The sequence below is a fragment of the Pedobacter kyungheensis genome, from assembly GCF_000812965.1.
In the GTDB taxonomy this organism is placed as follows: Bacteria; Bacteroidota; Bacteroidia; order Sphingobacteriales; family Sphingobacteriaceae; genus Pedobacter; species Pedobacter kyungheensis.
In genome coordinates this window covers 532,021-544,401 of the sequence record NZ_JSYN01000002.1, presented here as the reverse complement: position 1 = coordinate 544,401, position 12,381 = coordinate 532,021, and the positions used below count along the sequence as shown (strand labels likewise).

Here is a 12,381-nt window from a genome sequence, read left to right as displayed (position 1 = left end):
GGGGGTGACAATGTACCACCGGGTGGATTTGTATAATATGCGATGCTGGGTCTTGGCTTAAAATCAATCAACCAAGCTAGGAGCTCTGTGTTTTTCTCATCTGTTTTTGTTGTTTTCTCCTGCAAATGATTTAAAAGAGCTTTAAAGTCATCAGGGTCTTTTCCTAAAATATACTCATGAAATTCAGTATCTAAACGATCTACATCAAAAAAATCTGAAAATACATTCTTAGCCTCATCACTTTTATCATATCTCTTCAAACATTCCCTTTTCAGCTTGACCGTAGTCGGCTTTAATAGATTTAAAGGCAGGCCACTGCCCTCTTCCTTCTTTTTCTGCTTATAAGCAGCCAATACTGCGTCTTGGTAATTTTCAGGCATATTCAAAAATTTAGCGTAAAAGTAAAATAGGAATTTTCGGAATCCATACGGTTTTCCGGAATCCAAAAAGAATTAAAAAAGAATTATAAGAATAACCGGAATTCTCTGGCAATAAGCTTTTTGACCGTCCGATATTTGTTCCAACAATTAGTTCAAGCGGCAAAACAAACACTAAGCTAAGCAAAAAATTAATTGAATAAAAAGAGTAGAAATCGCGGTGGTTTATAGCCGACCTGGGAAGCAGTTATCAGCTCCCGCGATGGAAACTCAGACTTCCCAAAAATTCAGAAGGCCTTCTGATTTACAAACCCGTAGCAACGCCGCGTACGATACGCGGTGGCCTACAATGTATTTCACTTTTAAATTTTTAAAGTCATGTTTTTACCATTATTTATTGCCATCCTATTAGGTTTGGCAACACCATCAAATACAAATAACAATTGCGCACCTCAAACCGGTACAACAGTAAGTGCTACCGGAACTGATCCGGGTGATCCTGGAGACGAACCTCCAACTGATCCAGGTGATGATACCGGTGGCGAAGGTTCACATGTTCCGCCAAAAAATCCATAGTTTGTGGTTCGACCCGGGATAAAAATTATCTCAATGACAAGTAAGGCAGTACTTTCTGCCTTACTTTTTTTGTTTATAAAACAATGTCAAAACATTTAAGCAAAAACTATCCTGTTTTTTTATATTTGAGTAAATAATTACTCTCGCTCTTGAAAAAAACACATATTCTCGTATTTTTTATTTTGGTGGCATTTGCTTGTAAGAAAGAAAACACCACCAAAACGCCTGTTAAAAATGTTAAAAATCAAACCTTTGAGATAGCAGAATCATTTTTCTTTAAAAATAATGACTCTTCATTTTATTACTTCAACAAAGTAACTACCACTGCTAAAGATAGCTTACAAGTGGCCATGGCTTATAATTATATGGCAGTAATACAATCAGATGCCGGAGATTATTTTGGAGGACAGGAAAGCTTAACATTATCGTTAGGCTTCTTAAACGAGCATAAACAGACTGATCTCGCTTGCCTTGCATCTGATTATAATGAGCTTGGCTTAAACAGTACGTATTTTAAAAGATATACAGAGGCCATAAATTATTATAACCTGGCACTAAAATTTTGCAGAAACGATGCATATAAATTACGGTTCCTTAATAATAAAGCTTTAGCTTATCAAAAAAGTGGAGCTTATTTAAACGCGATCGATATTTACAATGAAGTTTTGAGAAAAATTAGCGATAAGAAAGAGTATGCAAGGGTACTTTCTAATGCAGCTAGAACAAAATGGCTTCAAAATCCCAATTATAATCCACTGGCAGATTTTTCAAAAGCATTGCAAATTCGTTATTTAGAAAAGGATGAATGGGGGCAAAATGCAAGCTATGCACATCTCGCCGATTATTACGAAAAGAAAAAACCTGATTCAGCATTTAGTTATGCCAAAAAGATGTATCTGACTGCAACAAAACTGAATAGCCCTGATGACCGGCTCGAAGCACTACAAAAATTAATCAAACTTAGCCCTGCTATAGCAACAAAGCAATATTTTCAAAAATACCAAAGTATTGACGACAGCTTGCAAACTGCCCGCAGTGCAGCAAAAAATCAATTTGCCCTCATCCGCTACGACTCTGAAAAGAATAGAGCAGATTTCCTAAAAGCCCAGGCAGACAATGTAGAAAAACAAAATGATATCCTCCGCAAAAATATAGGCCTTGGAGTTTTAATACTATGCTTAATAATTGGCTTTATCCTATATCGTAAAAGACAAAAAGAGCTGAAGCAGGAAAAAGAATTGGAGGTAAAGAAAACCGAGCTCAAATACGTTAAAAAAGTTCATGATGGGGTAGCCAATAAAATATATCAGGTAATGTCGGAAGTAGAGAATGCTCCTGAAATGAATAAAACCATACTAGCTGATAAACTGGAAGTTATTTATCAGATATCGAGAGATCTTTCATACGAAAACGGAGATATGAATCTGGAAGAAAGTTTTGTAAAAGAACTCTCCAAGATGTTGTATGCATATTCATCAGCAAAAACGGATGTTGCCGTAAAAGGAAACGATGATGCACTTTGGGCAAATGTAAAAGCCACTACAAAAAATGAGGTGTATTTAATCCTGCAAAACCTCATGACCAATATGGATAAACATAGCGAAGCAGATCAGGTAAATATCAGCTTTGAGCGTAAAGATCAGCAAATAACTGTTTTATACTTTGACAATGGTAAAGGCATGCAGGGAGCAGTCAGGAAAAACGGGTTAAATAATACGGAAACCCGTATTGAAAGTATTTCGGGGCGCATTACTTTTGACACCAAGCCTGATAAAGGGCTTGAAATTGAATTCTCATTTCCAATTTAAAAAAGTATAGCTATGTTCAAAAACGTATTGATAGCCGAAGACCACGAAATTGTAAACCTTTCCCTTCGTAATGCATTGACCGATCTGGGTATCACTATCACCAATAATGACTATGTATTTTATTGCGACGCAGCACTAACGCGTGTACAAAAAGCCCTGAATGAGGGCAATCCATACGAACTGATTATTACAGACCTTTCATTTGATGAAGAACCGACAGCGCAAAAAATAAACAACGGGCGGGAATTGATTAAAGCGGTACGGGCTATACAGCCTGATTTAAAAGTATTGGTATTCTCTATTGAAAACCGGGCACTAATAGCTAATGCACTTTTTAAAGAATTGAATATCGATGCTTTTGTACCGAAAGCCAGACATGATGCAAAAGATTTAAAACTGGCTATAGAAAGCATTTATAAACATAAAAAATACCACTCGCCCAATCTTAGGCAAAAACAGGCAAACGCTCATGTTTTTACCGAATACGACAAGGCTATTGTTGCTTTACTGCTGGAAGGCAGAACGCAAAAAGAAATGCCTGATCTTTTAAAGCAGAAAAAGCTGGAACCTTCTGGTCTCAGTAGTATCGAAAAACGCATCAATCTGATTAAAACAACCCTAAATATTTCCAACAACGGTCAGTTGATTGCGCATTGCATTGCCAATAAAATTATTTAGGTGCATTCCCTCTTTGCCACATTTCTTATTTTTTAGATAATTAAGTGCTTTACGGTTAACCGTAAGGAAAGCCTTTCCACCCATCCTACTTTTGGACAGCTAAAAACTTAATTATGGGAAAATTTATCATTACCAAAAGGAAAAACAACGAATACCAGTTTAACCTGGAAGCGGTTAACGGACAGGTTATTTTAACCAGCGAAGGTTATGTGGCCAAAGCTTCGTGCATTAAAGGAATCGAATCGGTTAAAAGCAATGCCACTAATGATGCGAGATACGACAGAAAGATTTCTACTAACCAGAAGTATTATTTCAACCTGAAGGCCGGCAATGGCGAAATTATTGGCACCAGCCAAATGTACGCTACGGAAGCAGGTCGCGATAATGGAATCGAATCTGTTAAAAACAATGCTCCCGGGGCAACAATTATCGACGAAACCATTTAAATCCTAAGCTTATGGAACTTAAACTAAAGCTCGAACAGCTTCACCAACGTGTAAATGGCTTAAAAGAGCAGATACAAACCGAAGAAGCCACCAAAAATGCTTTCGTAATGCCTTTTATACAGATTTTAGGTTACGATATTTTTAATCCAACCGAGGTTATTCCAGAACACATTTGCGATATCGGCACAAAAAAAGGCGAAAAAGTAGATTACGTAATCAGAAAAAACGACGAACCGATTCTCATTTTTGAATGCAAGCACTGGAAAGAAAATGCCGATGCACATAACTCGCAACTGCACCGTTACTATCATGTTTCGAAAGCCAGATTTGGCGTATTAACCAATGGCCGGGTGTATAATTTTTACGCCGATTTGGAAAAGCCCAATATTATGGACGAGAAGCCTTTCTTAACCATCGATATTGAAGACCTGAAAGACAGTTCGATTAAAATACTGGAAAGCTTTACTAAAAATGGTTACAACCTCGAAACCATTCTCGATTCGGCCGAGGCCCTGAAATACATTAAGGCCATCAGGAAAGAATTTGAAAAAGAAATCGAAAACCCTACTGACGAATTGGTTAAACTGCTGGTAAACCGCTTTTTCGATAAGCCTTTAACCGCAAACCGCATGCTGGCCTTTAAAGAATATGCCAAAAAAGCCCTTAGCATTTCCATTAACGAATCGATCAGCGACCGGTTAAAATCAGCACTAAACATTAACGAAACCATTAAAAAGCAGGAAGATAACCGGGTGGATGTAGCCGATGACAGTACTGATGTTTCAAAAATTGTAACTACCGAAGAGGAACTGGAAGCTTTCCAGATTGTAAAAGCCATTTTACGCGAAAAGATTTCGGCCACGCGCATTGCCCCGCGCGATACCCAATCTTACTTTGGCGTGCTCCTGGACGACAACAACCGGAAGCCCATCTGCAGGTTTCATTTTAATACGACCAATAAATACCTGGAAACTTTTCACAATGGCAAAGATGCAGGAGAAAAAAACCTATTGAATAGCCTGGACGAAATTTATGGTTTCAGAAACCAGCTCCACCAAACGGTAGATCAATACTAAAAAGCTACGTTTAACGCTCAGCTCTCAATCAAATGCAGGAGATTGCGCTATCGGCCTTTCAGGTTGAATGGGCAATCTCCCATTTTTGTTTAAAGCCATTTGAACAGCACCTCCGAAGAAACAAAAGCATTGGAATATTAGCCTAAAAATCAAGCCGTTTCTTTTTCCAAAATAATTTTTGCTTTACGGTTTCCCGTAAGGAGAGCCGTATCAGGTTGGGTAGTTTTGAAGTGTTAAACAATCTCACAAACAATTCAAATTAAAACTTTAGAACAATGGCTTGGAGTTTCCGCAAACGAATAAAAATTATCCCTGGAGTGCATTTAAATTTAAGTAAAAGTGGCATATCAACTTCTATAGGAGTTAAGGGCGCGAGTATAACTTTTGGAAAATCAGGAACATATTTAAATACATCTGTTCCATTTTTGGGGCTGAACAGCAGGTATAAACTTTCTGAATCGAGTCCAAAACCTGAAACTTATAATCAGGAGCAACCTATTGAACTTTTTGGAAATATTTTTAGCGCCGATATTCAAGAGATAACCAGTCAGAACATGCAGGGTGTAAAAGAAGCAATTATTCTAGCCCAGGAACAAAAAAAGGAATTAAAGAGTGATCTACTCAAAATCCAAACAACTTTAGGTGCTTCAAAAACGAAACTTTTATTAAGTTATGTATTCCTCTATGGTATTATAAAAAAGCAAATTCCAATTCAGCTAAAAACAGATATACAGGCACAAAAAGAGGCAATTGACCAAACTAAAGAACAAATTGACAATTGCTATGTAAAGCTAGAAGTTGAATTTGAACAAGAAATCAAAGAAAAATACAACACACTAGTTCAAACATTTAAAAATTTAACTACCTCTCATAAAATCTGGGATGTAACAAGTGCCCACTTTCAAGACAGGGTTGCAGCACGTTCATCTGCAAGTACAATAGTGAATAAAAGGGATGTTAGATTCTCGCTTAAATCCATTAAAGAAATCAGATCGGATTTTGAGGCTCTTTATTTTGAAAATGCAAATGGTGCTGATTTATATTTCTATCCTAGTTTCATAATTATGTATTCGAACAAAACAGAATTCGCCATTATAGGGCTGGATGAAATTAATCTACAGCAAAGTTACGTGAGGTTCACCGAAACGGGCATTGTACCCAGAGACTCAAAAGTGATTGACCGAACATGGGCAAAAGTAAACAAAAATGGTACTCCTGATAAAAGGTTTAAAGGCAATTACCAAATTCCAATTGCTAAATATGGTCAGATTAATTTGCGAACAAACACAGGTCTAAATGAAGAGTATGAATTCAGCAACTATGAGTTTACTGAAGAATTTAGTCAAGCGTTTAGAGATTATCAAGCATTAATCAAACAGTTGAATTAAGCTAAAAATAACTTACCGTGTACACCAACAATGAAAATAGCTGGGATACAAAACTAACCCATAAATAAAACTATCATGCTCACAGAAAACATCCAACTTGACCAACAAGTATTGCACGATAATAAAGAAATTTTTGCCAGGATAGTAAAAGAACTAGAAGGTGCAGATTTCGAAATTTTAATTGCCAGTGCGTGGTTCACTGATGATGAATTATTTGAAATTATAAAAGGCAAGGCATCTCAAAATGTAAGGATAGAGTTAATTATTGCCGATAATCAAGAGAACCTTAAACTCGATTTTGATGAACTTGTTTCATTGGGCGCTTCAGTAACCAAAATAAAAAATGTTGGTTACGGTATTATGAACCAGAAATTTTGCGTGATAGACAAACGTATTGCTCTTCACGGTTCGTATAATTGGTCAGTAAATGCAAGAAAAAATAATCATGAAAGCATAATAGTCACTAATCATAAGGAAACGGTTGCAAATTTAATTGCAAATTTCAACGATATCAATCAAAAGGCTGCACAACAGAGGGGAATACCTTTAAATGATATTCCATCAGAGCCGTTAAAAGTTGAGACAAAAGCTGAAAGTGATAGCGCCAGAGATCATGCTATTTCCGAATTCACAAAAGTACTTGATTCTATGATCGCAGCCGAAATTGGAAATTTTGATCGAACATTTTTAAGAAGTCAGGGTTATGATCGCTCTAAATTTAATAATGGAGACCACCAGGTACTGACGAAATCACTAGATACTGTTTATTCTGTTTTTATTAATGATATAGATGTTGTTGAAGATAAGAAGAAAAGATTAAGGACAAAGATCGAAGAGCAAGAGGTCAAAAGTATTAATGCATTTGAAGAAAGTCTTAATTTACAATTACAAACAGCAGAAGTTGAAGCAGAAAATGAAACTCTTAATGCCAATAATCAATTAATCAACCTTAAAGCAGAAACTGAAAAAAACAGACAGGAAATCCAAAATTTAAAGGATGGAAAAGTAACACTTCTAGAAAAGAATACTGTTGAAATCAAAGACAGAATAAGAAACGCACAAAGAGACTTTGTTACCCCCAAATTCAAATGGTATGAATTTATTCCAGTATTATTCGCTAATATTTGTCTAATCACTTACCTTTTTATTTTTTATTCGTCGGCGTGCTACATTTTATTATTTGCAATTGATGATGCGAAAGCGGCAAAAGACGCTGGATTAGATGCAATTCCAATGGAAATATTTAATCCTAAAGCTTTATCCTTAACTTTTTCAAAAGGCGGATCAGGAATTGTTTTCATACTACTCTTTGTAAGCATTCCATTATTCTGTGCCTTGATTAAGTTATTCACAAAGAAACAGTGGCTAATCATAAGCATGTTTGTTATAGGAATTTTATTTGTTGACACGGCAATTGCATATAAAGTCTCAGCCGCCATCTATCAAATGAAATATGATAGTGGCTACCTGACAGAAACATGGCAAATAACCATGGCTTTTAAAGATCCCAATTTCTATCTGGTATTCCTATTAGGGGGCTTTGGTTTACTAATGTTAAAGTTTGCCTTTGAAAAGCTCATGCTAATATTTGATGAAAGAAACCCTGACATCGCCACCATAAAAAACGACTTGCTTATTAAACAAATGCACGAAGACCTGAAACAAGAAGAAGAAAAAGTTCTAACTGTTAAAGGTGAAATATTTTTGATAGAAGGAAAAAATATCGGTTTAGAGGCTCAGTATAAAATTATTGAAACCAAACTCATATCGATTCCTAATAGGCTAAACTTGCTAAGAGAAATAAAAAAAACAGATCTAATTACCGGGAAACAAAATATTACGGATATTTCTACCATTTATAAAAGTCACGTAGAAAATGATAATCTTCCTATTTCAATAGACTCTCTCAATGACAGGATCAATATCTTTTTGGAGGGCTGGAATGATTATCTACATGAAGAATATGCTATCACAAAAGCTACTGAAAAGTCTAGAGAGGCATTTGACACAGTAGTAAATTGGCAAAACGAAAAAATAAGAAGTTCACAAATCGATAAAAGAGTAAAAATTTCATGAAAAAGCATTTTTTAATCTATTCATTATTGTGCCTAGTTTACGTTAATCTATACGCTCAAAAAAAGAGAGAAATAACCCATTATAATCTAATTATCGTTCCTGATTTATCAAATCGATTAGATTCGCGTTTATATCCAAAAGCAGTTGATGATGTTGATATTGTTCAAGGAATATTTAACAATATATGGCCATACTTTTTACGGTTAAATAGAGATGATGGCCAATTAGATCATTATAGCATTGATTTTATTAACAAAGGACTTATTGGATTATACAAAATCAACACAGATGTACTGACTATTGACTTTCAAAGATTTGATAGGCAGTCCGAAAGAATAAACTACATTTTGGGAAGAAATAATGTATCTCGTACTCTACCAAAAGATATTATTAATTTAATTTCTGAGTACAAAAGATTTAATAATAAATCTATCGTTGCAAAGAATGGCGCAGATATATGGACATATTTTCAGTCTGGTATCGATGACAGAGTTATCTTGCCGGATATAAAAAATGGTAAAATAGTCCATAAATTCCGTAACATCATGATCCTGCTGACCGATGGTTACATTGAAGCCGGTATTTATAACAAAGGTTATGATTTAAGTTCGTCAAAGGTAACAGCCTTTAGAGATGCTTTTTTGAAATCAAAAGGGGCTGATATGTCATTTTTTTTATCAAAGAACCCTAAATTCAAAATTAACCCGGTAAAAAACCCTTTCCTAAAAAATCTTGAAGTAATAGTGTTAGAAATGTACGACAGATCTCTCTCTAAAGCAGGGGTTGCAACCAAACATCCTACCGATATGGAAATTATGAAACTAATTTGGACTGATTGGCTAAAGAACTCTGGGTTAAAAAGATTTGAGCTTAAAGCTATTGCTAGTAATAAGCAAGAAGCTAACAAGTATATAGTGGATTTTATAAAAAAAAGTAACTAACCGCATGAAAACGCTCCTCATCATCTTCTTCTTTTTTGCCAACACCACTTGTACCGAATCTACAACGGTGTATATTTGCAACAGTAACGGTGCCAAAAAATATCACCTCAAAGAAAACTGCAAAGGGCTGAGCACCTGCCAGCATAAAATTTTAAAAATGACATTGGAAAAGGCTAAAGCCGACGGAAAAACATTGTGTGGATGGGAAGATTAATTTTACTGGGTTTTATTTTATGTTTTCATCCGGTTTTTGACAGTCAGCAAGGCATTTATGCAAAAGCACCTGATTTAAAGAAACGTATTTTTACAGCAAAGGTAATCCGGATTATGGATGGCGATACCATGGAAATCCTGTACCAGCAAACACCAACCAAAGTACGTTTGGCACATATAGACTGCCCCGAGAAAAGAGGCAGGCAACCTTTTGGCAGCAACGCTAAAAAAGCTTTATCTGATTTATGTTTCGGGCAAAATGTAACCGTTTACGCCGAAAAGTACGACCGCTACCGCAGGTTGATTGCCGTGGTAGTCAATAACAAGAAACAGGTGGTAAACCAGGAAATGATTAAGCTTGGTATGGCCTGGCACTTTAAAAAATATTCGAAAGATCCGCTATATGCTCAACTGGAAATAACTGCCCGCAAAAATAAGGTAGGCTTATGGAGTGATGCTACTCCCACACCGCCCTGGGAATGGCGGAAACCGAAGCACAATAGCCTGCCAGGAGTAAGTATTTCAAAATAAAAGGCGTAAAAAATAAACCAGCAATGTAGTTTGCTGTTATTACCTTTGAGCAACATCCTTTTTATATGAAGAAAGCTATCTCCATCTTTTGGTTCCGCCGCGATTTACGTTTAACCGATAATGCCGGATTTTACCACGCATTAAAAAGCGGTCACCCGGTTTTATCCCTCTTTATTTTCGATAAAAACATTCTCGACAAACTGCCTGAAGACGATGCCCGCGTAACCTTCAATTATCAAACTATTGAAGATTTAAAAAAGGATTTGCAAGCGCATGGTTCAGACCTTTTGGTTAAATACGGTAAACCCGAAAAAATCTGGTCCGAAATTTTAGGTGATTACGAAGTAGCAGCTGTTTACACCAACCACGATTATGAGCCTTATGCCCGCGAACGCGACGATAACATGGCTGAATTTTTAACCAGCGAGAAAATTGCTTTTAAAACGTATAAAGACCAGGTTATTTTTGAAAAGAATGAAATTTTAAAAGCAGATCAAACACCTTACACTGTTTTTACGCCCTTTTACAAACAATGGCATGCCAAATTAAACTCCTTTTACACCAAAGCCTACCCTACTCAAAAGTATTATAAAAATCTGTTGCCTGCTAAAAATCTGCCCTTACCTTCGTTAAAGGAAATGGGCTTTGAAAAAAGTAAGCTTAACTTTCCAAAACTCAGCTACAAAAGTAAACTGGATAGTTATGCGAAAGAGCGCGACTTTCCTGCTTTGGATAGTACTACGCATATTGGTTTACATTTACGTTTTGGCACCTTAAGCATCCGTAAGGCTGTACGTGATGCGATTGAAGCAAAATCGAATATCTGGCTTTCTGAGCTGGCCTGGCGTGAATTTTACATGAGCATACTCTGGCATTTTCCCTATTCGGCGGCCGATTCTTTTAAAAAACAGTACGATAAGATTAAATGGCGCAACAACGAGGATGAATTTAAGGCTTGGTGCGAAGGCAATACCGGCTACCCTATTGTTGATGCCGGAATGCGGCAGCTAAACCAAACGGGCTGGATGCATAACCGCGTACGCATGGTAGTGGCAAGCTTCTTAACCAAACACCTGCTCATAGACTGGCGCTGGGGCGAAACTTATTTTGCCGAAAAACTTTTAGACTACGAAATGGCCAGTAACGTAGGTGGCTGGCAGTGGGCAGCTGGCTCAGGTAACGATGCAGCTCCGTATTTCAGGGTGTTTAACCCCGAACTGCAAACCAAAAAATTCGATCCGAAGCTGGAATATATTAAAAAATGGGTACCAGAGTTTGGCACAAAAAAATATGCCCAACCAATAGTTGAGCATACTTTTGCAAGGGAAAGAGTTTTAAAAGTTTTTAAAGCGGCTTTGGCTAATTCGTAACGCTTACAATTTCGATATCGAAATCTAAAATAGCATTTGATGGAATTGCGCCAGATCCTGATGTACCATAGCCTAAATCGGAAGGAACAAAGATTCTAAATTTTGACCCAACATTAAACTTAGGCACAATAAGCTGCCAACCTTTGATTAAATTAGTCAAAACAGATGAAAATGTTCCGTCAGTTGAAGAATCAAAAACGGTTCCATCCAACAGTCTACCTGTATATTTCATGGTTACAGTACTTTCAACACCACTAATAGCATCACCAGTACCTTGTGTATTTACAATATAATATACCCTGCTTAAATCTTTTGTGGCGACTAAACCTTTACTGGTTAAGAAGTTCTGAATTTTGACATCATCAAATAACCATTGTTTACGGTACGGATAAGACTTAAGGGTGAAATCAAGATTCTCATTTGAAGGAATTGGCCCAGCTCCGTTCCTGCCAAAAGCAAGATATGATGGTAATAAAATTCGCGCAGTACCACCTGGCTTAAGTGCTAAGGCAGCAGTTCTTAATGCAGGGATATTATAGGTTACACTTGTAGAAAGCGAAGACTGAAAAAAACCATTTAAGTACCCAACATAAGTTCCTAAATTACCATTAACAGGAGATTGAAGATAAGTTGAACCACTCTGCATCGACTTCACTGTGATATCATAAAATATCGAATCAGAGTTCAAAAATAAATTTCCATCAGTTGGATTGGTTACCTGAAAATAAAACCCGGTTTTATCTGGGTCTGGCACCATCGACGTTAAGTTATTCTTAGAAATATATGATTTTATAGCTGCATCATCTATACTTTGGATAGACTCATACTCTTTTTTACATGAGCTGAAAATCACTGTAGCCAGCAAAAGCGTAAATAGGCTAAGTTGAGTAAATTTGTTCAT

At 36.5% G+C, this 12,381-nt stretch carries 12 protein-coding genes and 1 pseudogene; 11 read left to right on the top strand and 2 right to left on the bottom strand.

The genetic code is table 11. The features are described from left to right. Positions 1-380: pseudogene (locus tag OC25_RS03195) on the bottom strand (hypothetical protein); the annotation flags it as partial. Positions 381-755: 375 nt separating this feature from the next. Here OC25_RS03195 and OC25_RS03190 point away from each other — a divergent pair. The 11 genes from OC25_RS03190 (at position 756) to OC25_RS03140 (ending at position 11,480) form a co-directional block, all read left to right on the top strand. Continuing rightward, the gene (locus OC25_RS03190) at positions 756-953 is read left to right on the top strand and encodes a hypothetical protein (RefSeq protein ID WP_039471565.1); all 198 of its coding nucleotides are present in this window, start codon (positions 756-758) and stop codon (positions 951-953) included. A gap of 149 nt (positions 954-1,102) precedes the next feature. Then, positions 1,103-2,761 carry a tetratricopeptide repeat-containing sensor histidine kinase gene (locus OC25_RS03185; RefSeq protein ID WP_052265913.1) on the top strand — a complete coding sequence of 553 codons (1,659 nt, stop codon included), beginning with the start codon at positions 1,103-1,105 and terminating at the stop codon, positions 2,759-2,761. 12 nt (positions 2,762-2,773) lie between these two features. Beyond that, positions 2,774-3,439 carry a response regulator gene (locus OC25_RS03180; protein ID WP_039471563.1) on the top strand — a complete coding sequence of 222 codons (666 nt, stop codon included), beginning with the start codon at positions 2,774-2,776 and terminating at the stop codon, positions 3,437-3,439. Positions 3,440-3,552: 113 nt separating this feature from the next. Next, the gene (locus OC25_RS03175; protein ID WP_039471561.1) at positions 3,553-3,885 is read left to right on the top strand and encodes a YegP family protein; all 333 of its coding nucleotides are present in this window, start codon (positions 3,553-3,555) and stop codon (positions 3,883-3,885) included. A gap of 11 nt (positions 3,886-3,896) precedes the next feature. After that, positions 3,897-4,961, top strand: coding sequence for a type I restriction endonuclease (locus OC25_RS03170; RefSeq protein WP_039471559.1), 1,065 nt, complete (start codon positions 3,897-3,899; stop codon positions 4,959-4,961). Positions 4,962-5,236: 275 nt separating this feature from the next. After that, positions 5,237-6,349, top strand: a complete 1,113-nt coding sequence (locus tag OC25_RS03165) for a DUF4236 domain-containing protein (protein WP_039471557.1) — start codon at positions 5,237-5,239, stop codon at positions 6,347-6,349. 75 nt (positions 6,350-6,424) lie between these two features. Beyond that, on the top strand, positions 6,425-8,425 hold the full coding sequence (locus OC25_RS03160) for a phospholipase D-like domain-containing protein (protein ID WP_039471555.1): 2,001 nt from the start codon (positions 6,425-6,427) through the stop codon (positions 8,423-8,425). Continuing rightward, positions 8,422-9,366, top strand: a complete 945-nt coding sequence (locus tag OC25_RS03155) for a hypothetical protein (protein ID WP_039471553.1) — start codon at positions 8,422-8,424, stop codon at positions 9,364-9,366. The genes OC25_RS03160 and OC25_RS03155 overlap by 4 nt, the downstream gene beginning before the upstream one ends. A 4-nt stretch (positions 9,367-9,370) precedes the next feature. Beyond that, positions 9,371-9,580 carry a hypothetical protein gene (locus tag OC25_RS03150; RefSeq protein WP_039471551.1) on the top strand — a complete coding sequence of 70 codons (210 nt, stop codon included), beginning with the start codon at positions 9,371-9,373 and terminating at the stop codon, positions 9,578-9,580. After that, entirely contained in the window at positions 9,568-10,110 is a 543-nt protein-coding gene (locus tag OC25_RS03145) for a thermonuclease family protein (protein WP_156131380.1), read from the top strand. The genes OC25_RS03150 and OC25_RS03145 overlap by 13 nt, the downstream gene beginning before the upstream one ends. A 65-nt stretch (positions 10,111-10,175) precedes the next feature. Then, complete coding sequence (locus OC25_RS03140; protein WP_039471547.1) at positions 10,176-11,480, top strand: cryptochrome/photolyase family protein; 1,305 nt, start codon at positions 10,176-10,178, stop codon at positions 11,478-11,480. Here the strand turns inward: OC25_RS03140 and OC25_RS26660 are convergent. Further along, positions 11,470-12,381, bottom strand: a complete 912-nt coding sequence (locus OC25_RS26660) for an FKBP-type peptidyl-prolyl cis-trans isomerase (RefSeq protein ID WP_052265912.1) — start codon at positions 12,379-12,381, stop codon at positions 11,470-11,472. The two genes, OC25_RS03140 and OC25_RS26660, sit on opposite strands and share 11 nt — an antisense overlap.